Genomic DNA, 24,949 nt, shown 5'->3' on the forward strand with positions numbered 1-24,949 from the left:
TGGACTGGAACGGAAGATGCGAGACTCCTGCGGGAAAAGCTCGTCCAAGGGAGACCCCGCAGGCGGAAAGCGAGTGCCTGGAGGCAACGTTCTTATTTTAAAAACCCTCAAAAAAACTGTAGGCAAAATCAATTATTATCTAGTTTGTCTACAGTCTGGAGTTTTGATCTTTATAAACATAAACCTAGACTCTTAACCCTTTAAATCAAGGTTCACCGATAATATAAAAATCAAGTAACACTATTAATCTCGTAAAAACTTAGCTATCCACCTTTTTGAAGTACCGATAAACCTTTTCTAGTTTTTGGGTTTGTTTCCCCTTCGGACTTTCCATATTACCGAATTCGAAAAACTTCACTTTTTTGATTCCGACAAAATTGAATAACGCTCTCTTCATCAATATTTTATGGGCATCATTCAACCAGAAAAGTGGATACTTTGCAGGGCCCTTCATCGTGGACACACATACGACCGACTTTCCTTTTAGAAGACCTTCTGGTAACAGTCCCTTCTTATCCCTGTAGGCAAAATTCGCAGAAAATAATTGATCAATGTATCCCATGAGCATGGCAGGAGGCCTCCCCCACCAAATCGGATAGACAAAGACAATCTTGTCGGCCCAAGTAATCTGGTTTCTATATTTTTCAAGCTGAGGATCACGATGCATATCACGCCTTCGTTTATGCTCATTGAACTCCAAGAGTGGATTAAATCCCTCAGCATATAAATCCAACACCTGCAGCCCCTTTATGTTGGTGTTCTCCTTACTACCTATGATGACTTTTTGTAAAAAGGCATAGCTTAAACTCTTATGATTTGGATATGTGTAAATGACCAAAATGTTCATGAGGCCCCCCTATTTACTTATCATTTGATAACAATAATATAGCACTCCCTGTTTTTTGTTGTCAAATGATAATTGTATTTTGATAACACTTTTGTTATCTTCTCTGTAGAGGTGAAAGTTATGGACAACAAAGCTCTTTTTGATAAATGGGTCTCATTTACAACTTCCGTACATCAAGTGACGCACGAATTAACACAACATGCTAAATCTGATTCGATCACTCCGGTTCAATATAATATTCTTGAATACATTACAGTCAGTCAGCCTGTCACTCCAAGTGAAATCAGTGACTGTCAGCATATTTCCATGCCTAACACGAGCCGTGAACTGAAAAAATTAAGCGAAAAGAATCTAATTGAAAAATTAAGTGATTCGGAGGATCGAAGGAAACAATACATCCGTCTCTCGAAAGAAGGGGAAAGGATGATGAACGAAGCCTTTGCAATCGTGGAATCCCGTTTCCAAAGCCGATTGCAGCATGCATCGAAGGAAGACTTAGAGGATATTGAGCGTGCCATGGACATTCTTCACACAAAACTTTTTTACTAATGGCATGAATACACAAAATAAGGCTCCCGTGATTGAAGTTGACAACTGGTCAACTTCAATCGCGGGAGCCTCTTCATTAATTCCATGCACGCATAAAACTAACTTATAATCAGGTACCGCAAAAGGTTCGGTAAGGTGTTGTTGACTCAGGTAGTGTCGAGTATTCAGCTTGTTCCTCGCCGTGTGCATAAGGATTTGAAAGAACCGCCAAAAGCCGTTCCATCACGCTGTAGTCCCCTTGCTCCACTGCCGCTTCCAATGCCTCTTCCACCCGGTGGTTCCTTGGGATAACCGCAGGATTGCTGTTCTGCATCAACTGATTCGAAGATTCCTTCGATTCCTTCTGCCTGCCTAGTCTCGCCTGCCAGAGCTCTTGCCACTGAGCGAATTCAGGTGTCCCGAAAAGGACCGTTTCCTCCATCGTATTAAAGGTCAAAGCACGGAAGGTATTGGTATAGTCGGCACCATGCTTTTTCATCATGCTGAGGATGCCATTAATAAGGGCTTCATCCTGTGTCTCTTCGTTGAATATCCCCAGTTTTGCTCTCATTCCCGCTACCCAATTAGCGTGATAAAGATCATTAAAAACGGAAATCTTATCTTGGGCCAGCGTAACGGCCTGGTCCTCATCATCATGCAACAGCGGCAATAGGGATTCAGCGAATCGCGCAAGATTCCACCCCCCGATAACCGGCTGGTTGCCATAGGCATAACGGCCTTGAGTATCAATTGAACTGAATACTGTTGCAGGATCATAAGCATCCATGAAGGCGCAAGGGCCATAATCGATGGTTTCCCCGCTAATTGTCATGTTGTCGGTATTCATCACCCCATGAATGAAGCCTACCAGCTGCCATTGGGCAATAAGCTTGGCCTGACGCTTGATCACTTCCTGAAGGAGCGCAAGATAACGGCCTTCATCGGCTTCAATGTCTGGAAAATGACGCTTTATTGCATAGTCGGCAAGGGTCCGAAGTTCCTCGACCGTACCCCATTTTGCACCGAATTGAAAGGTTCCGACACGAAGATGACTCGAAGCCACACGGGTCATGATGGCACCAGGCAGCCCGGTTTCACGGATTACCGTTTCACCCGTCGTCACCACTGCCAGACTTCGGGTGGTAGGAATGCCGAGCCCGTGCATCGCTTCGCTGATGATGTATTCGCGCAGCATCGGTCCAAGTGCAGCCCGGCCATCGCCACCGCGGGAGTATGGCGTTCTTCCCGGACCCTTCAACTGGATATCATACCGCTCGCCTTGAGGCAAAATCTGCTCGCCAAGCAGTATCGCCCGGCCGTCGCCTAACATGTTAAAATGCCCGAATTGATGCCCCGCATAGGCTTGGGCAAGAGGCAAAGCACCTTCTGGAACCTCGTTGCCGGCAAACACCGCTACGCCATCATCGCTTTGCAGTTTTTGAACGTCCAAACCAAGGGATGCAGCCACACGATCATTGAGAATGATCAACTCCGGTGAACGTACAGGAGTCGGGTTCGTGCTCGTGAAAAATTTTTCCGGAAGACGGGCATAACTATTATCTAAATTCCATCCAGTTTCATTTGTCATGGTATCTCCTTTTCGTGTTTTGACTTTATTGTATAAAGGTCTTTCTCTCATGATTCAATTAATAAACGTCATAAAACACAGGTGCAGTCCATTTTAATGTCTACTTCTGCCAATTAATTATACCGTCTCAGGATAAAAATGGCTCTTTTAAAGTCATGTAAAATCAATGGCGCCTTCCGGGATTTCATAAAACGCTTGTGTAAAGCGCCAATAACCTCCCTGTCCCTTAGAAATAATGAAAGCAGGTACCCTTACTGGGTTCCTGCTTAAGAATATCTTAGTCTATTCCCGTTTAAAATTGTGAAACTGTTCAGCGTGATTATATGCATGAAACCCTCATTGGATTGAAGAATTTTGCGACACTCCTGCCGAATAACTGGCTAGACGAGACCCCACAGACGGTTGCTTTGATGCGGCTTGGCAGACAGCCGGCGGAAAGGGAGCGGATTTCTGAAATCAACTGGACCGTTTTTCAAAGAAAAAAACTGTAGGCAAACTCGCTTTCTTCGAATTTGTCTACAGTCTGAAACCTGCCGTTAAATCGGCAGGCTTTTTTATAGCATCTATGATTTTCACAAACAGGTGAACAGAAACTTGCCAATCGGGTGGAGGATTCATGTTTTCACCTTGCCTCCCCCACCTTTTTCTATCTTCTTCCTTCCCGTTTCGTCTCCAACATCCCTCTCTAATCCAGGATATGCTTAATTCAGTAAAGTCAGGCTGATAAAGGCAATGCCAAATATACAGTACAGAATGAGGGTAAAGGGCTGGGGAAAAATAATATATACCATCATACTAATGATCATCAGCAGGATGCTGAAGGCATTTATCCTATCTCTCCACATACTCACCTTTGGTCAACTCCTTTTCCATTGCGTTCAAGCGTAAGGTACATTTTCATCGCATACTTCTTCCGGTGCTGCCTGGTCGGCTTTGAGGAAACGCCATAAAAATACTCCTCCCACAGTCAAAGCGAATATCAGCAAAAATAGAGTTACTTTCTTCATCCATCATTTCTATTTGTTATAATGGCTGTGTGCCTAATTTGTATTTTTTCATTTTTCGTTAGTAAGTAAGCGACTGATAATTTATAATTATAAGATTGAACCCACTAAACAGCCATGTAGCCAAAATGATAAATCCATGAAAATAATTTTAATATTCAGACTTTTAAGGGGTATGAAGTGAATGATCTATAAAACTTTCAAGGTTGTATTGAGGGCCTTGCACAAAGGTCAAACCGAGGAATTCGCCTATGTTTTTGAAGGAAAAAGCCTGCTGATTGGCCGTGCAAGCCAGCACTCCAAAGCTGATTTCAAGCTTTACAATGACTTCGTTTCCAGGGAACATTGCCGGATTTATATGGAGGAAGGACAGCTCTTCATTGAGGATTTGGCAAGCAAACACGGTACCTCGGTGAACGAGATGCCGCTCGTACCGGGCAATCCCTGTCTCATTGAACCGGGGGATTCCATTACTTTGATTAATGGATTGATTGAATTCATGATCTCCATCGACAATGATTTAACACGGGATTTCACGCCGTTGAACCCCGATATCATGCAAACCGTGGCTATCAATGAGCACCTTCAGACTGTGATCATCAATGAAGAAGCACCCATTAAAATGCCTACAAAGGAATTCAATTGCTTTAAGTTGCTTTATGAGAATTTGGACAACCTTATTTCGAAGGAAGAGATTGTCCAGCATGTATGGCCAGAGAGAATCGGTGATCCCGAGCAAATCGTTACGGCAGAAGAAATCGCTTCACTCCTGTACCGGGTACGGAAACGGTTAAATGGGCACTTCGCCATAAAAGCCGTCATTCAAAAGGGATATTATATGGAATCCATCCTTACATTCAATCTATCGGACTTATAATGACAATCATTCGAAGACATGAAAAAAAGCATTGCTGATTACAATGCTTTTTTTCATGCTTTAATAATTGGTTTAGTGTTTCATATATTGGAGATGGCCAGCCTGTAGCCTGAATCCACCCGTTTCATCGTAATGCTTTTATTTCTTTGGTAAGTCCAGATTAGTGAATTGATCGACTGGAACGACATCTTCTTCCATATCCATCACCTTCAGTACAACCCGGTCTCCTACATTCGTCAATACAACATCGGATAGCGCATTGACCCCAGGGTCCACTGAGAATCTCTTGGCATTACCCTCGACGATTAAATGAAATACATATCCATTTGGGAGATTGGCGTCGTTGATCCTTGTTACTTTCCCCTTTATTTCTTTCATCTCAAATCCTTTTTGTGGCGTTATACCGCTGACTTTCCCTAAAGATGCAATCAGTTTTTTATAATTCCGGAAAGCTTCGTCTTTCGTTTTCCCGAAGACCACTTGGGGATTATCGCTATTGGCGTAAACGATCGCCACACCTTGAAACTTGCTGCCCTTTGTAACTGGAATGACATAAGTGGGAGCACCGTATATCGTATAGAAAATTCCATTAGTGGCTTTCCATCCTGGATATTTAGACAAAAATTCACTCGCATTGGCGTTGGATTTTGCTTCCTTTCCAGTTAGAACGGACGTGACACCTTTGTAGTACGTCATTTCACCGGTTTTGGCATTGAAAACACCGTAACCTACCAAGGTTTTGGAGTTTCCTTTTGATTTAGCCCTGGTAAAGTCCACTACATAAATCAATTCGCCTTTTTCGTTAAACGTAACCTGCATATTATCCTCATTAGGTATCAAGACATCTTTCTTCGGCCCAATCAGGGATTGGTTTTTCCACCCGTGAACATATTTCCCCCAGTAGGTCCAATATTCCAGGGCTGTTTTCAGCGTGAATGTTCGATCCACCCATTCAGGTTCTTTTCCTTTTGGGTAGTATTTCGTATCCCCCGTTTCCGGATTCACCAATACCACCCCGTCCACTACGGAACCGCTGCGGTATTTCAAATAATGTCCCACAGAAGCTACGAAGTAGGGCTTTCCATCTTCGTTCGGTTCCAAATATGAATCATGGATGATTTTATTCGGATAGGCCTTGCGGATGGTCCTTTCCAAATCATGATCGAGATACTGTGAGGGAGCATACAGCATCTTCCCTTTTACCGTACTTGCCCCTTTATCCGTCGATACGGCGGAAATCAGATTATAACCTGGCGTGTACTCCGCTTTCCCGGCTTTCAAAAATCCGTCCATTTCAATGGGGGAAGTATAAGCCAATTGATCATTTATATTCGTTAGACGGTATTCGCCTTCAGTGAAATATGATGCATTTTCTATTTTATTAATCGCGGCATCGCCTTTTGCGTCTGCCATTTTCACTGTAACAAGCGGCATGGTTTTAATATCTTGAACTTCTTCCAGCTCATTTTTCTTATCGACCTTTGCCAAGCCATGCAGACCTGCGGCAAGAGTGATGGGGTAAAACAACATGATAACCCATGCTGCAATCAAAATGCCCCCTAACAAACTGTTGAAATGTACGTTCCATGGTGTTTTTGGTTTCTTCGCAGCTTCATTTTCCCTCCGATTTCGTCGGGTCATTAAAGATTCCCTGGCACTGTACACATACATGCTTGAATCAATGATGAGAATGAGCCCAAGAATGATGGCAAAACTCGAAAAGAATGCTGCGGCAGTAAGATCCACTAACATAATATCGATAACGAAAAATAATACGGCAGCAGAAACTAAAAGTCTCAGCACCTGTTCAATGAAAAAGGGTATATCCTTTTTAGTGATTGCGTTTGTCCATCTCTGCGGAATCAAGGAAAGTCCCAATATGGCAAATGGTATTTTCATTAAAATTCCTTTTAAGATGAAAACGAGTAGTGAAAGTATCATGGTTTTAAAAATCTCTCCTTGTCATATATGTTTCCATTTACCCAGTTTATCACTTTTGTGCAACAAATTTACTGTTTTTGAAATATATCGAAATAACATTTCTACCAAATCATAAAACTTATTTTTTCCAGCGATGCTACTTTTTCCGATTCATTGTTTATATAGACGGTGAAGTTCGTTCTTTTCGATGTAGATATACCAGATATTCGATAGGATCGAACCAAACCATTCGGGAGGGATGTAAATGAAAATGGAATTGGAAACGATACTAGATCAGAGATATGAGATGGGGCTCAACCCCCATTTGGCAAAAGCGATTGGCTTGCAAAAAGCTCTGATGCTGGTACATCTTCATTCATTGATTGAAGCTTATGGAGTGGAACGGGACGGGAGTGATTGGATTTGCCAGACTTATGAACAGTTGCAAAGGCAGATGCCCTTTTGGTCGAGGGGTACAGTCAAACGGACGATCCTTAATCTTGAAAAGGATGGATGCCTTGTTTCATGCAACTATAACAAATGGAAAATGAATAAAACGAAATGGTATAGCATTCGTTACGAATTAGCCATTGATATGTGTGATGACACAGATAGAACATCGCATTATCTTTGAAAAGTGACACTGCGTCATAGAAAAATCAAAGGGGACAAAACCGTATGATTTATGAAGAAACCTACCAATACCTATTAAGAAATGTATCTTCCACTGAATTCGATACGTGTTTGTACGCCTTGCTTCACAGTGATTGGGATGGGGTCATCCAGAGCCCGCTTCATATGATGGCCCGAGGAGTCGGGACAACAGAAAAGTACTTAAGGCAGATCATCAATAAATTCACCGCCCCTCAAGGATCACTAAAAGAAGTGTTTGTGCCTGTTCATCACGGCGAAGACATTTTATATAAGTTTAACCTGGGGCCTGCAAGCAATCTTGGTTTTAACAGGAAGACGGACCGTTACTGCAAGAAATACCGTTTCTTTTATAGCGATGCTTTCAAAATCTTAACGATTCATGGAAAACGGCTGCTGCTGATGGGCGCTTTTCGAATGTCTGTTTTGAAGTCTGAGGAAGTACTATTCGATTATAGTGAAATCGTTCCTGATTCCAGCTCGCTCTTCACTAGGCAGCGCTTATTGGATGCAATCGATGCAGTCCATGACGCTTTAGGCCATTTAGTGAGGATTTCTTTTGCAAGCAGAGCTTTTTCAAAGAAAGAAGTTCTGGTATTCACCTTTACCGGAGGAGTCTTGGAGCAGTATAAGGAAAATCGGGCGGAAAGGACATTGTTGCGAAGAACGATTTTTAACTCTGGCTTCCTTGGGCATATCAATGATTCTGTATGCAAGGAATTGGAACGGATCGGCAAATATATTTTCCGTTCATTTCTACAAGAAGCGACAAATCCAGGGGTTTCCAATGATACCCAACAGGAACTTCTGAAATTAGCCCGTTTCGTCTATTCTCATTCCCTTAAGAAATTTGGCACGGCCCTTCCTTCCAATAAGCAGTTACTTCTGGCACCAAAACAAGCTTCTGCCTATTTAAGCAAGATCATTTATAACGAAACCCTGGAACAGATGGTGAAATTTTCCCACCAGGCGGAATCCATCAAAAGCTTGCTTGAACGTGTTCATTTTCATAGGGACATCTCCGAGAAAGCTCTAGGCCGGGAAGTGAATGATTTGGAAATGGCTGACCATATCGAACCCATTCTCCATAAATACCATCAGGCGGAATTCATCCGCAATGTACTGAACGGCTGGTGCGAGACATGGCTCATTTCCCGTGTGAAGACAGTGACCGAAGAACTGAGAGCAGAAGGAAAAAAGAAAAGAACGCATGATGATAAGCAGATTGCTGCCGAATATATGACACGCATTAGAAACGATACATATGGACAGTTGGACAGGCTGTTGACCTTGATCCTTAAATTCGGCAACCATGCAGTGGCCCCGTCTGCCCGGAATTCTCCCCTCACAAAGAAAAAGGAAATCCTCCAATCCTATTTCGCAATCCAAAAGGAGCGTCTGGATGTTCTCTCTATTTCCACTTGCTAACATTCACACAGAGCATTAAGTTTCGTGTGGTTCCCCATGCCTTTTTATATAGATTGTTCAAGAGAACGAATCCGTTCTCTTTTTTTTGCGGTCTTTGGGGTATGTGGATAACGAATGTCGACTGTGAATTGCAGAATGACGACTGTGGTTTGGGGATGGCCCACTGTGGATTTCCCCTTTGAATTCGTGGGTTGCATATGAATCATGTGGATAAGAGTACTTGGTCAGCAGGTTGTTGTGACAGCAGACCCTAACCCCTGTAAGGGCAAGGGCATTTATAAATGAGTTATCCAAGGGTCTAAGAAAACGGTCTATATAAAGGAACTGAAAAAGATTCTGATCATCAGTATGAACAAGGAGTTGAATGTGGCGGGCCCATTTAAGAAAGGAATGAAAAAAGGCCCCCATTTGAATGGATGACCCTCATACGTTTTTACGGTATTAATAATATCTTCCCCGTACTTTTCCGGCTTTCAAGAAGTCTATGTGCATCCGCCCCATTTTCCAACGAAAAAAGAGTCGGTTTTTCAATGAGGATTTTCCCTGACATGATCCATTCAAACAACTCTGCGGTCCTTCTTTTCCGTTCTTCATGGGTAGTCAAGACGTTCCAGAGGTCTCCACCTATCAATGCTTTCGATGTATCCATCAACATTCTCGGATCGATTTTCTCTGGATCTCCGCCCGCCATTCCAAAGAAAACGACCGTTCCACCAGTCTTGGTCGCCTCGAAACTATCCAGCAAAGTTTGTCCTACTGATTCATAAACGACATTAACGCCTTTCCCGCCGGTCACATCCTTAATGGAATTCACCCAGTCGGATCCGTAAAGGAAAACATGATCGGCACCCGCTTGTTTGGCAACAGCCGCTTTATCATTTGATGAAGTCAAGCCAATGACCTGACCGCCCTTCATCCTGATCATCTGTGTCAATAATTGACCGACTCCGCCTGCAGCTGCATGGACCAGAATGGTTTCCCCTTCTTTTACTGGATAACTGTCATGAGTTAAATATTGCGCAGTCAATCCTTGAAGTAAAACGGAAGCGGCCGTTTCAAAGGAAATGCCCTCAGGCAGCGGTAGCAGTTTATCCGCTGGAACTGAAACCAGCTCCGCATTGGCATGGGGAACATCAGCAAATCCGACACGATCACCTGCTTTCACATGATGAACATCTTCCCCGACATATTCGATGACCCCCGCCCCTTCATAACCTAGAATAAATGGAGGATCACCCACCAAGTGATAATTCCCTTTCCTTCTATATACATCAGCAAAATTCAATCCGATTGCTTTCATTCGAACGATCACGGTTGATTTTGAATGTTCAGGTTCTGCAATTCCCCTTACAGACAGGACTTCCGGTCCGCCGAAATTATCAAAGACAAGTGCTTTCATCATCCTAACTCCCTTCAATGGTTCTTTCATTCTTAAAGATATAGGATGAACCCCTTGATGGCAAGGAACACAAATAACCGCCCTGCCCTTAAAGGCTAGAGCGGTCACTAAGTTTGACCCATCAATCGGTATTGGAACCAGGGCCGTTCTTTCGTTTATTGGCAGAATATTCCTTACCGTGTGCTTCATGTTCTGCAATGATGTCCGCTTTCGGAATATGATTATTCTTTTTCGGTGAACCGGTACGGTTGCGATGTTTTTTTCCCATGATGCATCTCCCCTTCATAATGCTATTTATTACGTTTTCTAATGTTAGCTTGTCCGATTATCACCGAAAATACCTGCAAAATAAGCACTTCATAATAAAGGAAAAACCATCGCTGAGACCGAATAGATAGAAAACTGATATATGTGGAGGGAATAATATGTTTCCTGTATTGAACACGGAAAGGTTACGATTAAAGGAAATTCGTGAAAGTGATGCGGAAGCCCTTTTCCAATGTTTATCAAAAGATGAAGTCACCCGCTTTTATGGTCAGGATTCATTGGAAACTGTCGGGCAGGCGCAGGATATTGTGGCAACTTTTGCGAAAAACTATCTTGAAAAACGAGCGATTCGATGGGGAATTGAACGAATTGATACGCAAGAATTGATTGGTACAATCGGTTTTCATGCCCACAGTCCCAAATACAGGCGGGCGGAAATCGGTTATGAAATCCATCCTGCACATTGGCGCAAAGGATTTGCTTCAGAGGCTCTTAAAGAAATTATCGCTTACGGCTTCAACAACCTTGATTTAACACGCATCGGTGCAGTTGTCTTTCTGGAAAACCAGCCATCAAGTGATCTATTGGTTAAGCTGGGCTTCATCCAGGAAGGAATATTAAGGAGTTATATATATCAAAATGGTGTCCCTCATGATACATATGTCTATTCACTTCTGAAGTGAAACGATAACCCTCTTTGGAGGGTTCCATTGAAGAAATTTGCGACACTCATGCAGAATAACTGGCTAGTAGAGACACCACAGGCGCAAAAAGCGTCGAGGGCCGACCACCCGCGGAAGGCGAGTGCCTGGAGTGAAATCAACGTTCACTTGCTTCGAAGCATCCGTTCCCCCATTCCATTTACTTATTCGAGTCGAAAAAAACAGCAAATATATTTCCTTAATATACCAAATTACCCACAAGAAAAAGTCACCAAAACATGGCGACTTCCACTTCACGATTTAGGTGACTACAAGATAGTCTTTCAAGGCCTGCTGCAGCGTCCCCTTTGTCTCTGCTCTACTTTCGATTTGAACCCCTGAACGGATCATTTTGGTAACCACTTCAGGGCGTAAACCAGTCACTACAGCTTTACACCCCATCATTGCCGTTCCATCGAGGATTTTCAATAAATCATTAATGATTTCAACCTCCATTTCGATGATACCGGATAGATCCAAGATTAAGGTATGTATCCGTAGTTTACCTATCTCCAGCAATACCTTTTCCTCGATTATCCGTATACGTGAATCATCGATTGTCCCAATTAAAGGAAGGACGCAGGTGGTGGAAGTGATTGGAATGATCGGGACGGATAGATTTTCCACCAAGTTTTGCTGGGCCAGAATCAATTTGTCTTTGTAATCGGAGTAACTGACGAAAAAGGATTTAAGAAATACATCAACCTTTTCATTCACTTTTTTCTCTAATTCAAAAAAGGTTTTGGATTCACTAAACACTACTTTTGCACTTTCGTACTTATAAAGAAAGGTCCAAAGCGTTCGGCGGATGGCCTGAATCCATTCCAGCTTGAATGAAAGCGTCAAGGAGTGGGTTGCCCACGTAACTCCCTCTTGTTCGGCAAAGGCAATCATATCCACTTCATTCTGTTCCACTATATAACGGATGAGTTTATGGGCATTATTCAAAAGGTCGACATTTCCAATCAGAAGGATTTCTTCGATCTTATCCCTGACATTGACAGCTTCCGATAAAAGATATTCTTCAAATTCACTTTTATTCTGCAAAAGGAATTCCATTATTTTTTCTTCCTCATAAACAAAACTCATTCGTCTCCACTCCCTTTTTGTAACTTTCAACTGTGACTTTTGTTACTAATTACTTTCTATATTGGTGAAGTTTTTTCCTGCTAAAATATTAGAGATATGGCAGGCATATAATTAAAGCTGGGTTACATCCTCGCCTGAAAAGACATTATTCGTTGCTGAAGAAAAAATCAAATGGGTGGAAGATTTCCCGTATTTGATGGCTTCATCGACGAATTCTTCCAGTGTTTCCATGGAAAATGTACTTATTTTAATAAGATAACTGTATTGTCCGGCTAACCGGTGGCACTCCAGAACGTCTGGATGACTTAAGCTAAAATTATAAAAGTCTTTACATCGATCCGTTTCGAATAAAATGAAAGCTGTAATGCTCCTATCAAGTTTTTCAAGGGATATTTCCGTTTTATATCCTTTTATCACTCCGCTTTCCTCCAATTTATTAACACGTTCTTTAGTTGCTGGAGCTGTCAAGGAAACTTCATGTGCCAGTTCCTTCATTGACATGCGCCCATTATTCTCCAGCAGGGAAAGTATCTTTTTATCCGTTCTATCCAACTCAATCGCCCTCACTTTTCATTATTAATAAAAATCATCTAAATACATTATAAAATAAATAGAAATGTATTGAATACGTAATTAATCGTATGTAATGGGGAATTTCATTTTTATATAATTAATACAAATATAAGGTTAAGGGGGTATGCTGCTATGAAAAAAGTATTGATGCTGCTTTCCAATGGATTCGAAGCAGTTGAAGCAAGTGTTTTTACAGATGTATTGGGATGGAATAAATTGGAGGGTGATGGTACCACTGATCTGGTTACGGTGGGACTTCATGAACAATTGAAATGCACATGGAATTTCATCGTGCAGCCCGAATTGACCATCGATCAAGTAAATCTAGATGACTTCGATGCTTTGGCCATTCCTGGAGGCTTTGAAGAAGCCGGTTTCTATGATGATGCATATGATCAGAGGTTTCTTGATGTTATAAAGTATTTTCACAATAAGAACAAAATCATAGCAACGATTTGTGTAGGTTCTCTACCATTAGGAAAAAGCGGGATATTGAATGGAAGAAAAGCCACTACGTACAATCATCCAACTAGTAAGAGACAGGGTCAGCTAAAAGATTTTGGTGCGATTGTCGTTAATGAACCGATTGTCGTCACTGATAATATCATTACATCCTACAATCCTTCAACAGCATTCGATGTTGCCTTCACGCTCTTGGAAATGCTCACTTCCGAAGAGAATTGTAAACATGTGAAGGAATTGATGGGTTTCCATTAAGAATGGTTCTTATCCTAATGAATAAGAAAATCCAGCGGTTGGCTGACACTCATTCACACGGTTCTATTTGAAAAGACTGTAGGCGTAGGAGAAAGGGGGCGGAAAACGTATCTTTCATCAAATAATTCCGAACCAATGACCAAAAGCAACACCTTCACAAAGTTGATTGGAGAGGAAGGCGCGAGACTCCTGCGGGAAAAGCGCGTCTAGGGGAGACCCCGCAGGCGCAAGCCGAGGAGGCTCCCGGACCGCCCGCGGAAAGCAAGTTTCTTGAGCGGAAATCAACGTCCAAATTGTATACAGTCTGAGGGTTCCGAAGGCCAAAAAACGGAACAAGATGAATGATGAAATGAAAAAACCAGTCATATCAATAAGAAATAATTGATATAACTGGTTTTTGATTTAGGTCTGCCATCGCCTTAAAATGGTCGGTGATTTAAAAGATTAATCTATAAATAACTGTCGAATCTAATGGACTTCGCCAGTCAGCGAAGCTAAGAGTTAACTTTCAGAATATCCGAACAGCTGCATAGTGAGGATTGAGGAGTTTTTTTTACAAAAATGAGCAACACTAAGTAAGCATAACTGGTTCGCTATGCTTACGAAATTATTATTTATCAGATGTTTCCGATGTGCCTTCCTCACTGTTTTTGAGGTAAACTTCAGAAATTCCATTCATGCCTTCCAATAGTTGCGCTTTCGTATATTCCATATTGCCAACCAGTTTATTATGCTTCTTATCATTATTCTCTTCTACAAGTTTAGATTCTGAATCAGTCACAATATTCACCTCCATCATTTAGGATGGCAGATAAAGAAGGAAATATGTATGACAGGCGACGACGATAGACATTTTACAAAATAGTCCATTTTAGTTAAAAATCTCAGGACATACATAAGACCTTCCATTTGGTTAGATCCTTTAAATATGAAGGAAAAGCTTATTTTATGGATATTTTTAAAAAATCAGCTGTTTTCATGAAGCTAAAGGGATATACTAAAGGATAGCTTTTATTTAATTTTTAAAAGTATTTTTTTCGTGTTGCACTTTGTGCAATATTTTACAAGTTTTTCTAATTATTTTAACAAAATGCTTATTGTAAAGGAGAATTGGATATGTCAGAAACGATTACCCAATCACAGACTGAACAACTTAATGACCGCCAAAAACAATTAGATGTACTGGACCAATTATTAAAGCCTGAGGTTCAGGAATCCTTGAACACTTTAGTTGAGCAGTTACCAAAGCTGACTGAGATAGTGAATATTTTAACAAAGTCTTATGATTTTGCTCAATCAGTAGCGACTGATGATGTTTTGAAAAAGGATACGGTCAGCGCCATTTCGGAGATCGCAGGACCTGTGGTCGATTCAGTGAAAGGGCTTGCGGCCACTTCCATTGAAGCTAAGGATCGCGCTGAAGTGAATAATGATGTGATCGGTCTTTTTGGTCTGTTAAGAATGATGAAAGACCCGCAAGCGCAAAAGCTTTTCCGTTTCGCCCAAGCTTTTCTTGAAGTCTCTTCAGAACGTAAAAACCAAAAATAATTTGATAAACTTTCAATCAGTAAGGACGGGGGATTAACTATGTCAAAACAAATCGTCATCTTAGGTGCAGGTTATGCTGGATTACTATCTGCCTTATCCGTACGTGAATATTACAAGAAGGATGAAGTGCAGGTTACAGTGGTGAACCAATTTCCAACGCACCAAATCATCACCGAATTGCACCGTCTTGCAGGCGGATCCATTTCTGAACAAGCTGTTTCCATTCCTTTGGAAAAGCTTTTTAAAGGAAAAGATATCGACCTTGCCATTTCCAAAGTGGAGTCTTTCTCAGTCGATAAAAAAGAAGTGAAGCTTTCCAATGGCTCCACTTTATCTTATGATGCCCTGGTTGTTGCTTTGGGAAGCCAAACAGGATTCTTCGGCATTCCGGGACTTGAGGAAAACAGCATGGTCTTGAAATCCGTAAATGATGCAAACAAGATTTACAAACATATCGAAGATCGCATCCGCGAATATGCACAAACGAATAATGAAGCGGACGCAACAATCGTGATCGGCGGCGGCGGCTTGACGGGCGTCGAGTTAATCGGTGAAATCGTGGATCATTTCCCTAAAATCGCCAAAAAGTTCGGAGTGGACTTCAAGGACTTGAAAATCAAGCTTGTGGAAGCTGGTCCAAAAATCCTACCGGTCCTGCCTGATCACTTAATCGAACGTGCCATGACAAGCTTGGAAGCACGCGGCGTTGAATTCTTGACAGGTCTGCCTGTTACGGGTGTTAAAGGAAACCAAATCGAATTGAAAGATGGACAAACGATCGTTGCCAATACGCTTGTTTGGACAGGCGGAGTCGCAGCCCTTCCTATCGTAGGCGAATCAGGCCTTGAAGTGGATCGCGGCAAAGCGGCCGTCAATGAGTATTTGCAATCCAAATCCCATAATGATGTATTCGTCGTCGGGGACAGTGCCCTTGCTTTCCCTCCAGAAGGCGGACGTCCATACGCTCCTACTGCACAAAATGCTTGGCAAATGGGTGAGCTTGTTGGATATAACCTTTATGCAGCGTTTGAAGGCAAGAAACTTGAAGAATTTTCACCTGTAAACTCAGGTACACTTGCGAGCCTTGGCCGTAAGGATGCGGTGGCAACCGTTGGAGCCAATAACACTTCCCTAAAAGGTCTGCCAGCTACATTGATGAAAGAAGCAAGTAATATTCGCTATCTATCACACATCAAAGCCCTATTCAGCTTGGCTTATTAATTTATAATAGCCGTTGACATGCATTTACATGTCCGCGGTACATGCCCTTTATTCCCGGTCATTGGGAGTAAAGGGCATTTTTATTTCACTAGGATTAACTTTTTATTGATGGCCTACAGAAAAGGCGGGCCCCCTACTTGAAGGGGGCCCGCCTTATTTCACTCTACATTACTATGTTTGGAATAAGTGAGCTCATGGCTTATGGACTGGGTTAATGAATAGTCCAAGCAAACTGCATCACATAAAACATGTACGCATTGATCAAACAATGAGCTTAACGGCTGGACGCTTTTCGTTTCATGGTCCAAGCGATTTTTCGTTGCAGCTGGAATCAACAAGACCTCATGCGAGACATTCGCTAAATCGGATTGATCATTCGTCGTGATGGAAAACACCTTGCATCCCATTTCCCTGCCTTTTACCGCAACCGAAATCACACTTTTCGTCGAGCCGCTACCGCTAATGGCTATGATTAGATCGCCTTTTGCAATAGAAGGCGTAATCGTTTCGCCGACTGCATAAACGTTTAAGCCGAGATGCATCAATCGCATCGCAAAGGCTTTAGCCATGAAGCCCGACCTTCCTTCACCTACGATAAAAATCCTGTTTTCCGACTGTAACTGCTTTAGGAGCTCATCCGTTTCCGTTCCGTCCATTTTGTGAAATACACCGTTCACTTCTGCTAAAATAACCGCAATTTCTTTTTTCAAACTTTCTTCACACCTTTCTCCCCATTCATCGTTTCCTTAAATAGACGTGCAGCTTCTGCTGGATTTTTTGCTTGTGTAATCGCCGAGCCAATTATCAAGACATCTACACCCCGCCTGATCATTACAGGCAAGGATGAAAGTGTGATCCCTCCTGCAGCCGCGCTCATGGATCCAGCGTGATTTCTCATATGGATCATGGCATGATCAGCTATCTCCTGGCTATCCTTGCTTACATGCTCACAGAAAATCGCCTGATTGTAAATCCGTAACTGTTCAAGCCGGGAATTGGATACATTCAATAAATCAATCATGATCTGCCCATTGTATTCAAGTGCCTTTTCCAGACATTTTTGGATGGTTACATCTGATGCAGCCCCCATTACCGTAGCTACATCGGCCCCGCCTTGAAAGCAAAGATCCATTTCGTAAGCCGCATTGTCCATCGTCTTCATGTCTGCAACAATCTTTTTATCGGGAAAGTGTTTTCTCATTTCTTTGATGCTATTCGTTCCGAACTCTTTGATCAGGGAAGTCCCCACTTCGATCCAATCAATCGAAGATTCCACGGTTCGTGCCATTTCAATGGCTTCCCCCATATTCATGCGATCCAACGCCAGCTGAATTTTCAAGACGAAACCACCTCCATTTGCTTGACTGATGTAACCGCTGGCTTTTTAACCATCAATGTCAGTAACGCTGAAATCAATAAAGATCCCGCCATGAAAATATAGGATGCTCCAGGCCCGCCAGTCAATCCGTTTAAATATCCGACGAAATAGGCACCTACAAATGAGCCAAGCGCCCCCATGCTGTTAATCAGGGCCATTGCTCCGCCAGCAACATTCCTTGGAAGTATTTCAGGAATGATGGCAAAGAACGGTCCATACGGGGCATACATCGCACCGCCAGCAATGACCAACAGTGCATATGAAAGCCAGAAATTCGATGTGCCGATCATGAAGGATCCGAAGAATGCGATGGCCCCCACTAGCAGCGATGTCCAAACGAACGTTTTTCGATTCAATGTTTTATCCGAATAATAGGATAGTGTCAACATTGAAATGACCGCTAATAAGTAAGGTCCGGATGAAAGCCAGCCCGTTGCTACTATATCCATATTGGATGCCTGTTTAATAATGGACGGCAGCCACATGACGAACCCATAAACCCCAATACTCCACATGAAGTATTGGACGCTGAGCACGATGACCTGCTTCGACTTAAAAGCTTCCTTATAATTTTTAACGGGTTTTAATGCGGCCTGTTCTTTCTGGAGGACCATTTCCATATCTTTCTTTTCTTGATCGGTAAGCCACTTGGCATCTTTTGGACGATCATTGACGACCTTATACCAGATGAACGCCCACAGGACAGCCGGAAGTCCTTCAATGATGAACAGCCATCTCCAGTCGAATGCTTTCAATAGGTAGCCTGAAAGGATCGACATCCACAATACAGTAACAGGATTCCCCAGGATCAAAAAGGTGTTGGCCCGGGAACGTTCTTCTTTTAAGAACCAGTGGCTAAGGAAAACGAGCATCGCAGGCATAACAGCGCTTTCAACGACACCCAGAAGGAAGCGAATCGGATAGAGCCATTCCACACTTGTCGCCATACCCGTCAATGTGGCCAGTCCTCCCCAAAGAATCAAGCTCCAGAAAATCAGAATTTTGGCACTTTTCTTTTCCGCGTAATGCGCGCCTGGAATTTGAAAGAAGAAATAACCAAGGAAAAACAGTGCGGCCAGAAAGGAAGATACCCCGGCTGTGATATTGAGGTCTTCCCCCATCCCTCCCGCTACACCAAACCCATAATTGGCACGGTCGAGATAGGCGAGGCTGTATGTGATGAACACTAAGGGGATCAATCTCATCCACCTTTTTCGCGAAGCTACCTGTAATTGAGACATGATTGAACCACTCCTTTTTTCATAAAGTGTTCTAGCTCTGCCATATTAGGAAGCCCTTCGTGATCTCCAGAAGACATCACGGCTTTGGCCCCTATCGCATTTCCCCGTACAACTGCTTCTTGATACGTTGCCCCTTCCAATAAAGCGCTTATTACCCCGACTGCAAACCCGTCTCCTGCCCCTACGGTATCTACGACCTTCGTTACAGCAAAACCCGGTACCTCTTTCCTTTCATTCTGGGTCGCAAAGTAGGCGCCTTCTTCCCCAAGTTTAATCACCACAAGCTTAACACCGAGTTCGAGATAGTAACTGGCGATATCCTCTTTGTTGCTGTATCCTGTAAGAATTTCACCCTCCTTCATTCCGGGAAGCAGCCAATCCGCCTCTTCCGCAAACCGATTGACGATGTTGATCATCTCCCTTTCATTCTTCCAGAGTGATGGACGAAGGTTTGGATCGAATGATACGGTTACACCCTTTTGTTTCAGATGATTCAAGACTTCCCACGACAACTCTCTGAAACTGTTGGAAATCGCAGGAGGTATCCCCGTTAAGTGCAGATGCTGAGTTAAAGGGAGCTTCTCCAGGGGAAAATCCTCCAGGGAAATCTTACTGGCGCTTGAATTCTTCCTAAAGTATTCAACGACCGGATCCCCTTGTTCGACTTTCGATTTTAGCTGGAACCCAGTTGGATTGAACGCATCCACTAAAACATTGGAGACATCCACGCCTTCATTTGTTAGCGTTTTCAAAATCATTCGCCCGAACGAATCGTCCCCCACCTTGCTCATCCATGCAGTTTTGATCCCTAACCTTGACAGACCAATCGCTACATTGGTTTCCGCCCCCGCCACATAACGTTTATAACTAAAGCAGTCTTCAAGTTTTCCTGGCTCATCAGCTATGAACATCGCCATTGCCTCTCCCATCGTCAATACCTTAAGCTCGCTCATGGCTAACCTCCCGTTCTGATTTCATGTGTGAAATATAGGTTTCTATATTTTCCAGGGTTATCGGGAATTCAATCGCTCTCGGACAGGCATCACTGAACCTTTCCAATAACTCTATCACCTCAGGCTGCAGCGGCAATGATACCGGCTCGGTCACCCATTCCTCTTTCCCCCGCTTCACTTTTTTCAGATGAATATAGTCTACATATCTCGCTAAATCTTTTGCAGCATTCATTGGAACCTCGTCTGTATACAGCCAGTTCCCCGTATCAAACGTCAATCTAATCGGGATATCAAACTTTTCGGAGCGGTTCAGGAAATGGGCAATCCGGTTTACATTTCCGCCGTCTAGCGTTTGATCGTTCTCGATGGTGATTTTTAATCCGCCGTTTTGCAGATTTTCCGTCAAGACCTCTTTCACTTGAGCCATATCGGTTTCCGAGAAGTGGTAGTTTCCTAGAGGCATCTTTAACAATTCCGCTCCCAGTTCATCCGATTCCCTTGCCAGTCGCTTAAAACCTTGTTCATTGATTTGATAGTTAGGTCCGATCAGGAATTCCGGAGCGGAATAATAAATGTCCAAGTTAAGCTCCTTGCATAAGGCACCCAATTCTTCCAACGTATCATCCTGGCCCAATAGCTCTCTTCTGATTTCGATTCCATCAGCTCCAGCAGCCGCCACTGCTTTTATGATTTCAAGATGTCCGAGCGTTTGAAGCAATTCCAGCGGTAGTGAATTCATGCATACAAAGACTTTCATAATGATTCCTCCTCCTAATGAACGCTTTAACAAACTAAAATGGTATCGGTACCATTTTAAGTGAAGAATAAAAGTCTTCCATGCTTAGAAGACTTACTTCTGTATAAAAGGCGTCGTTTGTCTAACATTCAACTTCGCTTGATATGCCATTGTTTGGGCTGGAGACACCTGCCCATCAATGCGGCGCAGGATCATTTCCATAGCAGCGACCCCGATTTGGTATGTGGGCTGTTCAATCGTTGTAATACCCGAATAAACAATGGTACTCCAATCCGGATTATCAAATCCCATTATTGCTAAATCTCTAGGTACCGCCAATTTCTTTTCTTGTAATAGTAAAATTAATTTTAATAGCACGACGCTATTTGCCGTCAATATAACTCTTGATACGCCTTTTGAGTCATCTAAAAAATGCTGGAGCTTGGACTCGACATCATGTAAATCGTCGACATTTACCTCATAAACATCTTCTGAACTCGGATGACTGTGGCTCATCAGCGTTTGCTGAAACGATAGCCGCCGTTCATACCTGGTACTGACCTTGCTTGCAGGTTCGCTGAAAAACGCAATCCGTTCATAATTTTGGCCGACGAGATAATTGACCGCTTGGGAAGTAGCCTGAAAATTATCCAATCCTACCGTATCGATTTCAAGATCTGGCACTTTCCGATCCAAAAGGATGATCGGTGTCTTTTGGTCTTGCATCTGTTTTAACATGTCGTGATTTCCGCCAGTCGTATGAATGATAAGACCGTCAATGCGATGGGATAGAAGCATATCAAAATATCCTCTTTCCTTCTCCGGATTATTATCCGAATTGCAAATCATCAGATTATATCCATTCTGGCTGCATATATCTTCAGCCCCCCGAAGGGTGGCCGTCGTATATGGATTGTTGATGTCCGCCACGATGATTCCAATCAAATAACTCTTATTGCTTTTAAGCCCTCTGGCCATCGTGTTTGGGCGGTAATCCATTTTGTTGATCGCAAACTCGATTTTCTTGCGGGTTTTGTCAGAGAGTTCATCATATCTCCCCCCTAAATACCGGGAAACGGAGGTTTTTGAAACACCTGCTTCTCTAGCGACATCGTAAATTGTAACTTTTGAATTTTCTCGTTTAACCATTTCATTCATCCATTCGCGAAATTTGGAACCGGTTCCATTTTTATAAATATTAACACATTCCCAATGAATGTCAATCCATTTTATTCATATTTTCCCACATCAAATTTAATAACAGAGCCTACTTTTGAAAAAATAGCTTCTTCTTCCGGTCCGTTCATCCATCAATCAATCTCTCTTGCAGGTTCCTGAATCAATACCGTAAGTACGACAAAACACTCTTGGTTGGTTGAAACATTGGAAACTACATTTACCGTGCAGCATCTGGAAAAAAGTAGTATCACTGCACCAGGGTTGCCTTAGGAAATGAATCACTATTCGATCATTCTTACACTCCGAATGCGCCGTTCGATCATAATTCAGTAGATTTAACGATAGACTTTTATGCACATAAAGATAAAAAGGCTGGCGAGGAAATCACGATCAAAATTGATGATAAATCACCCTTATGGTTTTATGTCATCGAGTAGGAGTTCTATTTCATTTAAAAAGAATCCATTTTGATCAATCTTCCGTCAAAATGGATTCTTTATTCGTTAAACGTTACATTTTAGTCGGCGCTGAAATTCCCAATAAACTTAGCGCATCCTTTAATACCGTCGCTACGGAAAAAGCGAACGAGAGCTTCATTTGTTTCCATTCATCTTCAACCAAGATTTTCGTATGTGCATAATACTTATTGAATGCGCGTGATAACTGCAAGCTGAATTTCGCGATTTGTGATGGGTCGGCTTGTTCAAATGATTTTTGGACAATGAGCGGATATTGCTCCAGCAGCTGGAGTACTGACCAAGCATATTCTCCTAAAGCTTCAAAATGGTTGGCCTGCTCTTTATATTCACCTTTTTCAAGCAATGATGAAATTCGCGCAAATGTGTACTGTACATAAGGACCCGTTTCTCCCTCAAAATTCATCATTTGCTCTAATGAAAAATCAATATCGTTCATGCGGTGATTTTTTAAATCATTAAAGATTACCGCTCCGACACCAACCTGTTTCGCAACCAGTTCTTTCTGTTCAAGTGCCTGATTTTTTTCTTCGATATTGCGCTTTGCAGTTTCGATTGCCTCTGCCAATACATCCGCAAGCAGCACGACTTTCCCTTTACGTGTCGACATTTTCTTACCGTCTTTTAACATCATGCCAAATGCTACGTGCTGTAAGTCATTTGACCAATCGTACCCCATTTTCCCAATGACATTAAAGAGTTGTTTAAAATGCAGGGATTGTTCGTTTCCTACAACGTAAAATGTTTTCTTCGCATCATACTGCTTTTTACGATACAGTGCTGCTGCTAAATCACGCGTCGCATAAAGTGTCGCACCGTCCGTTTTCGTAATCAAGCAAGGCGGCATATCTTCCAATTCCACGACATAAGCACCTTCGGAAAGGGTAAGTAAGCCTTTTTCATTCAATTCCTCGACAACAACATCCATCTTGTCATTGTAAAACGCTTCGCCAGCATAGGTATCAAAACGGATGCCCAATAAATCATAAATCGTATCGAATTCTTTTAAAGACGCATCCCTGAACCATTTCCATAGTGCCAGTGCCTCCTCGTCTCCATCTTCAAGCGACTTGAAGCTAGCGCGTGCTTGGTCATTCAACGATTCATCCGTTTCAGCCATAGCATGGAACTTCACATAGATTTTCAATAATTCTTGAATCGGGGAAGCTTCGATTGCCTCTTTGTCTCCCCACAGCTTATACGCGACGATCAATTTGCCGAATTGCGTGCCCCAATCCCCTAAATGATTAATACGCACGGCATTGTAGCCATTTTTTTCAGCAATGTTAGCCAGTGCATTCCCTATGACCGTTGAGCGTAAGTGCCCCATGGAAAAAGGCTTGGCAATATTCGGGGATGAATAATCAATCACGACATTTTCCTGTACAGGCTGCTTCGAACCATACTGCTCCTTCTCACTTAATATGGTTTGCAGCACATTTTCCGTCACCATCTTTTGATTGACGAAGATATTCAGATAGCCACCCACTACGTTCACTTCGTGGATCAATTGACCGTTTAATTGCTCAGCTATTTCAGACGCAATAACTTGAGGTGATTTTCTAAATTTTTTTGCAAGTGTAAAGCACGGAAAGGCGACATCACCTAACTCCATTAATTTAGGCTTTTCCATTAATTTTTCTATTTCACTTGCTGGCAATTCATTGTTTAAAGCAGTTGAAATTAATGCTGCAATTGTTTTATTCATCGTCATTTCCCCTCCTAAAAAAACAAAAAAGCCCCCGTCTCTAAATAAGAGACGAGAGCATAGATTCCCGTGGTACCACTCTAGTTGCCACAAATCGTGACCACTTTCCATTGTTAACGAGGTGACTCCCCGATGTTCCCTACTAAACGTTTCAAGAAATTTCTCCAAAGTGCGCTTCATTCATCCGTCCTGCATTAGGCTCACACCGTCCCTAACTCGCTTTCCATTTCAAAATGAACTACTCTCTTTATCACAGAATTTTCAATATTATGATTTAATCCATCGTACACAATTTAAAAATACGTGTCAACACAGGATTTCAGATCCAACCGGTTATAAGCCTCAATATGACTAACCAGCCGGTAACTTCATTTTATCCTTGATGGTTGAAAAATATTTCCTTACGGTACCAATTGGGTTTCTTTGCTGATTAGATGGTTCATTTGTGGTTTGACCATCGGCTAACAGGCCTAACACTCCCATTTCCCGGGTATTATTGTTGGAAGACTCATCTGTAAGTTCGGGGGAGTATATACGCTCGCCATCCATTATTCTGCGAATCGAGCAGGCTAACTCTTCGCTCGGGCCATCCTTCAATAAATAACCACTTACATTAGCTTTTAACGCAAGTTGAAAATAACCAGTCCTTCGAAATGTCGTTAATATAATCACTTTGCATTCAAATGACTTTAAAGCTTCTGCTGCCTCAAGTCCCCTCATTACAGGCATCTCCATATCCATGATACAAACATCAGGCTGTAATTGGTTCACAAGAGTGATCGCTTCTTCTCCATTACTGGCTTGCCCGACAATTTCTATATCTTCTTCAAGATTGAGTAGAGAACTTATTGCCTCTAACAGCATTTGCTGATTCTCTGCAATGACAATTCGAATCATTTTAAGTTCTCTCCTTTATCGAG

26 protein-coding genes, 1 pseudogene and 1 other annotated feature are annotated in these 24,949 nt (G+C 42.4%); of the genes and pseudogenes, 10 read left to right on the forward strand and 17 right to left on the reverse strand.

Annotation, left to right across the window (positions count from 1 at the left end; all coding sequences use genetic code 11):
• Positions 1-259: 259 nt before the first annotated feature.
• The gene (locus tag QUF78_RS22585) at positions 260-847 is read right to left on the reverse strand and encodes an NAD(P)H-dependent oxidoreductase (protein ID WP_289326442.1); all 588 of its coding nucleotides are present in this window, start codon (positions 845-847) and stop codon (positions 260-262) included.
• Positions 848-967: 120 nt separating this feature from the next.
• Between QUF78_RS22585 and QUF78_RS22590 the strand changes: the two genes are divergently transcribed.
• Complete coding sequence (locus QUF78_RS22590; protein WP_289326443.1) at positions 968-1,396, forward strand: MarR family winged helix-turn-helix transcriptional regulator; 429 nt, start codon at positions 968-970, stop codon at positions 1,394-1,396.
• Between the two features lie 109 nt (positions 1,397-1,505).
• Here QUF78_RS22590 and QUF78_RS22595 read toward each other — a convergent pair whose 3' ends face one another.
• A complete protein-coding gene (locus QUF78_RS22595) occupies positions 1,506-2,963 on the reverse strand; it encodes a protein adenylyltransferase SelO (protein WP_289326444.1) in 1,458 nt (485 codons plus the stop codon).
• A gap of 323 nt (positions 2,964-3,286) precedes the next feature.
• On the opposite strand from QUF78_RS22595, the gene QUF78_RS22600 reads away from it, so the two are divergent.
• The gene (locus tag QUF78_RS22600) at positions 3,287-3,454 is read left to right on the forward strand and encodes a hypothetical protein (RefSeq protein ID WP_289326445.1); all 168 of its coding nucleotides are present in this window, start codon (positions 3,287-3,289) and stop codon (positions 3,452-3,454) included.
• A 387-nt stretch (positions 3,455-3,841) separates the two neighbouring features.
• Here QUF78_RS22600 and QUF78_RS22605 read toward each other — a convergent pair whose 3' ends face one another.
• A complete protein-coding gene (locus QUF78_RS22605; protein ID WP_289314924.1) occupies positions 3,842-3,970 on the reverse strand; it encodes a hypothetical protein in 129 nt (42 codons plus the stop codon).
• A 181-nt stretch (positions 3,971-4,151) separates the two neighbouring features.
• On the opposite strand from QUF78_RS22605, the gene QUF78_RS22610 reads away from it, so the two are divergent.
• Positions 4,152-4,844 (forward strand): FHA domain-containing protein, encoded by a 693-nt coding sequence (locus QUF78_RS22610; RefSeq protein WP_289326446.1) that lies wholly within the window; start codon positions 4,152-4,154, stop codon positions 4,842-4,844.
• Positions 4,845-4,982: 138 nt separating this feature from the next.
• On the opposite strand, the gene QUF78_RS22615 is transcribed toward QUF78_RS22610, so the two are convergent.
• Positions 4,983-6,785, reverse strand: a complete 1,803-nt coding sequence (locus QUF78_RS22615) for a hypothetical protein (RefSeq protein ID WP_289326447.1) — start codon at positions 6,783-6,785, stop codon at positions 4,983-4,985.
• A 244-nt stretch (positions 6,786-7,029) separates the two neighbouring features.
• Here QUF78_RS22615 and QUF78_RS22620 point away from each other — a divergent pair, with 244 nt between their 5' ends.
• Together QUF78_RS22620 and QUF78_RS22625 are read left to right on the forward strand one after the other, a co-directional pair.
• On the forward strand, positions 7,030-7,398 hold the full coding sequence (locus QUF78_RS22620; RefSeq protein ID WP_289326448.1) for a hypothetical protein: 369 nt from the start codon (positions 7,030-7,032) through the stop codon (positions 7,396-7,398).
• A 44-nt stretch (positions 7,399-7,442) separates the two neighbouring features.
• Entirely contained in the window at positions 7,443-8,843 is a 1,401-nt protein-coding gene (locus tag QUF78_RS22625; protein ID WP_289326449.1) for a hypothetical protein, read from the forward strand.
• A gap of 433 nt (positions 8,844-9,276) precedes the next feature.
• On the opposite strand, the gene QUF78_RS22630 is transcribed toward QUF78_RS22625, so the two are convergent.
• Together QUF78_RS22630 and QUF78_RS22635 are read right to left on the reverse strand one after the other, a co-directional pair.
• Positions 9,277-10,242, reverse strand: coding sequence for a quinone oxidoreductase family protein (locus QUF78_RS22630; protein ID WP_289326450.1), 966 nt, complete (start codon positions 10,240-10,242; stop codon positions 9,277-9,279).
• A 121-nt stretch (positions 10,243-10,363) separates the two neighbouring features.
• The gene (locus QUF78_RS22635; RefSeq protein WP_141994063.1) at positions 10,364-10,510 is read right to left on the reverse strand and encodes a hypothetical protein; all 147 of its coding nucleotides are present in this window, start codon (positions 10,508-10,510) and stop codon (positions 10,364-10,366) included.
• A gap of 157 nt (positions 10,511-10,667) precedes the next feature.
• Here QUF78_RS22635 and QUF78_RS22640 point away from each other — a divergent pair, with 157 nt between their 5' ends.
• Positions 10,668-11,192, forward strand: coding sequence for a GNAT family N-acetyltransferase (locus tag QUF78_RS22640; RefSeq protein WP_289326451.1), 525 nt, complete (start codon positions 10,668-10,670; stop codon positions 11,190-11,192).
• A 279-nt stretch (positions 11,193-11,471) separates the two neighbouring features.
• Here the strand turns inward: QUF78_RS22640 and QUF78_RS22645 are convergent, their stop codons facing one another.
• Both QUF78_RS22645 and QUF78_RS22650 read right to left on the reverse strand, forming a co-directional pair.
• Positions 11,472-12,299, reverse strand: a complete 828-nt coding sequence (locus tag QUF78_RS22645) for an STAS domain-containing protein (RefSeq protein WP_289326452.1) — start codon at positions 12,297-12,299, stop codon at positions 11,472-11,474.
• A gap of 111 nt (positions 12,300-12,410) precedes the next feature.
• The gene (locus QUF78_RS22650; protein WP_289326453.1) at positions 12,411-12,851 is read right to left on the reverse strand and encodes an Lrp/AsnC family transcriptional regulator; all 441 of its coding nucleotides are present in this window, start codon (positions 12,849-12,851) and stop codon (positions 12,411-12,413) included.
• Positions 12,852-13,004: 153 nt separating this feature from the next.
• On the opposite strand from QUF78_RS22650, the gene QUF78_RS22655 reads away from it, so the two are divergent.
• On the forward strand, positions 13,005-13,589 hold the full coding sequence (locus tag QUF78_RS22655; protein WP_289326454.1) for a DJ-1/PfpI family protein: 585 nt from the start codon (positions 13,005-13,007) through the stop codon (positions 13,587-13,589).
• Positions 13,590-14,199: 610 nt separating this feature from the next.
• Here the strand turns inward: QUF78_RS22655 and QUF78_RS22660 are convergent.
• The gene (locus QUF78_RS22660; protein ID WP_289326455.1) at positions 14,200-14,370 is read right to left on the reverse strand and encodes a hypothetical protein; all 171 of its coding nucleotides are present in this window, start codon (positions 14,368-14,370) and stop codon (positions 14,200-14,202) included.
• A gap of 335 nt (positions 14,371-14,705) precedes the next feature.
• Between QUF78_RS22660 and QUF78_RS22665 the strand changes: the two genes are divergently transcribed.
• Both QUF78_RS22665 and QUF78_RS22670 read left to right on the forward strand, forming a co-directional pair.
• A complete protein-coding gene (locus QUF78_RS22665) occupies positions 14,706-15,137 on the forward strand; it encodes a helical membrane plugin domain-containing protein (protein ID WP_289326456.1) in 432 nt (143 codons plus the stop codon).
• Positions 15,138-15,176: 39 nt separating this feature from the next.
• Positions 15,177-16,358, forward strand: a complete 1,182-nt coding sequence (locus QUF78_RS22670) for an NAD(P)/FAD-dependent oxidoreductase (protein WP_289314912.1) — start codon at positions 15,177-15,179, stop codon at positions 16,356-16,358.
• A gap of 158 nt (positions 16,359-16,516) precedes the next feature.
• Here the strand turns inward: QUF78_RS22670 and hxlB are convergent, their stop codons facing one another.
• From hxlB to QUF78_RS22700, 6 genes are all read right to left on the reverse strand, one after another.
• Positions 16,517-17,068, reverse strand: coding sequence for a 6-phospho-3-hexuloisomerase (gene hxlB / locus QUF78_RS22675; RefSeq protein ID WP_289326457.1), 552 nt, complete (start codon positions 17,066-17,068; stop codon positions 16,517-16,519).
• A complete protein-coding gene (gene hxlA / locus QUF78_RS22680; protein WP_289326458.1) occupies positions 17,065-17,697 on the reverse strand; it encodes a 3-hexulose-6-phosphate synthase in 633 nt (210 codons plus the stop codon). The genes hxlB and hxlA overlap by 4 nt, the downstream gene beginning before the upstream one ends.
• The gene (locus tag QUF78_RS22685) at positions 17,694-18,977 is read right to left on the reverse strand and encodes an MFS transporter (protein WP_289326459.1); all 1,284 of its coding nucleotides are present in this window, start codon (positions 18,975-18,977) and stop codon (positions 17,694-17,696) included. Before QUF78_RS22685 ends, hxlA begins: the two co-directional genes overlap by 4 nt.
• Positions 18,959-19,930 (reverse strand): sugar kinase, encoded by a 972-nt coding sequence (locus QUF78_RS22690; protein WP_289326460.1) that lies wholly within the window; start codon positions 19,928-19,930, stop codon positions 18,959-18,961. The genes QUF78_RS22685 and QUF78_RS22690 overlap by 19 nt, the downstream gene beginning before the upstream one ends.
• Positions 19,917-20,687: a sugar phosphate isomerase/epimerase family protein gene (locus tag QUF78_RS22695; RefSeq protein WP_289326461.1), complete on the reverse strand. Its 771-nt coding sequence runs from the start codon at positions 20,685-20,687 to the stop codon at positions 19,917-19,919. Before QUF78_RS22695 ends, QUF78_RS22690 begins: the two co-directional genes overlap by 14 nt.
• A 93-nt stretch (positions 20,688-20,780) precedes the next feature.
• A complete protein-coding gene (locus QUF78_RS22700) occupies positions 20,781-21,815 on the reverse strand; it encodes a LacI family DNA-binding transcriptional regulator (protein ID WP_289326462.1) in 1,035 nt (344 codons plus the stop codon).
• Between the two features lie 308 nt (positions 21,816-22,123).
• On the opposite strand from QUF78_RS22700, the pseudogene QUF78_RS27915 reads away from it, so the two are divergent.
• A pseudogene (locus QUF78_RS27915) lies at positions 22,124-22,282 on the forward strand (SET domain-containing protein-lysine N-methyltransferase); the annotation flags it as partial.
• A 73-nt stretch (positions 22,283-22,355) separates the two neighbouring features.
• Here the strand turns inward: QUF78_RS27915 and argS are convergent.
• On the reverse strand, positions 22,356-24,029 hold the full coding sequence (gene argS / locus QUF78_RS22705; protein ID WP_289326463.1) for an arginine--tRNA ligase: 1,674 nt from the start codon (positions 24,027-24,029) through the stop codon (positions 22,356-22,358).
• A gap of 44 nt (positions 24,030-24,073) precedes the next feature.
• Positions 24,074-24,292: a binding site (T-box leader), on the reverse strand.
• Positions 24,293-24,380: 88 nt separating this feature from the next.
• Positions 24,381-24,926, reverse strand: a complete 546-nt coding sequence (locus tag QUF78_RS22710) for a response regulator (protein WP_289326464.1) — start codon at positions 24,924-24,926, stop codon at positions 24,381-24,383.
• Positions 24,927-24,949 lie beyond the last annotated feature (23 nt).

Source organism: Peribacillus sp. ACCC06369, assembly GCF_030348945.1.
In the GTDB taxonomy this organism is placed as follows: domain Bacteria; phylum Bacillota; class Bacilli; order Bacillales; family DSM-1321; genus Peribacillus.

Coding starts and splice junctions, on each gene's coding strand:
- QUF78_RS22585 (WP_289326442.1), bottom strand. CDS start 847: ATGAACATTTTGGTCATTTACACATATCCAAATCATAAGAGTTTAAGC.
- QUF78_RS22590 (WP_289326443.1), top strand. CDS start 968: ATGGACAACAAAGCTCTTTTTGATAAATGGGTCTCATTTACAACTTCC.
- QUF78_RS22595 (WP_289326444.1), bottom strand. CDS start 2,963: ATGACAAATGAAACTGGATGGAATTTAGATAATAGTTATGCCCGTCTT.
- QUF78_RS22600 (WP_289326445.1), top strand. CDS start 3,287: ATGCATGAAACCCTCATTGGATTGAAGAATTTTGCGACACTCCTGCCG.
- QUF78_RS22605 (WP_289314924.1), bottom strand. CDS start 3,970: ATGAAGAAAGTAACTCTATTTTTGCTGATATTCGCTTTGACTGTGGGA.
- QUF78_RS22610 (WP_289326446.1), top strand. CDS start 4,152: ATGATCTATAAAACTTTCAAGGTTGTATTGAGGGCCTTGCACAAAGGT.
- QUF78_RS22615 (WP_289326447.1), bottom strand. CDS start 6,785: ATGATACTTTCACTACTCGTTTTCATCTTAAAAGGAATTTTAATGAAA.
- QUF78_RS22620 (WP_289326448.1), top strand. CDS start 7,030: ATGAAAATGGAATTGGAAACGATACTAGATCAGAGATATGAGATGGGG.
- QUF78_RS22625 (WP_289326449.1), top strand. CDS start 7,443: ATGATTTATGAAGAAACCTACCAATACCTATTAAGAAATGTATCTTCC.
- QUF78_RS22630 (WP_289326450.1), bottom strand. CDS start 10,242: ATGAAAGCACTTGTCTTTGATAATTTCGGCGGACCGGAAGTCCTGTCT.
- QUF78_RS22635 (WP_141994063.1), bottom strand. CDS start 10,510: ATGGGAAAAAAACATCGCAACCGTACCGGTTCACCGAAAAAGAATAAT.
- QUF78_RS22640 (WP_289326451.1), top strand. CDS start 10,668: ATGTTTCCTGTATTGAACACGGAAAGGTTACGATTAAAGGAAATTCGT.
- QUF78_RS22645 (WP_289326452.1), bottom strand. CDS start 12,299: ATGAGTTTTGTTTATGAGGAAGAAAAAATAATGGAATTCCTTTTGCAG.
- QUF78_RS22655 (WP_289326454.1), top strand. CDS start 13,005: ATGAAAAAAGTATTGATGCTGCTTTCCAATGGATTCGAAGCAGTTGAA.
- QUF78_RS22665 (WP_289326456.1), top strand. CDS start 14,706: ATGTCAGAAACGATTACCCAATCACAGACTGAACAACTTAATGACCGC.
- QUF78_RS22670 (WP_289314912.1), top strand. CDS start 15,177: ATGTCAAAACAAATCGTCATCTTAGGTGCAGGTTATGCTGGATTACTA.
- QUF78_RS22685 (WP_289326459.1), bottom strand. CDS start 18,977: ATGTCTCAATTACAGGTAGCTTCGCGAAAAAGGTGGATGAGATTGATC.
- QUF78_RS22690 (WP_289326460.1), bottom strand. CDS start 19,930: ATGAGCGAGCTTAAGGTATTGACGATGGGAGAGGCAATGGCGATGTTC.
- QUF78_RS22695 (WP_289326461.1), bottom strand. CDS start 20,687: ATGAAAGTCTTTGTATGCATGAATTCACTACCGCTGGAATTGCTTCAA.
- QUF78_RS22700 (WP_289326462.1), bottom strand. CDS start 21,815: ATGGTTAAACGAGAAAATTCAAAAGTTACAATTTACGATGTCGCTAGA.
- argS (WP_289326463.1), bottom strand. CDS start 24,029: ATGAATAAAACAATTGCAGCATTAATTTCAACTGCTTTAAACAATGAA.
- QUF78_RS22710 (WP_289326464.1), bottom strand. CDS start 24,926: ATGATTCGAATTGTCATTGCAGAGAATCAGCAAATGCTGTTAGAGGCA.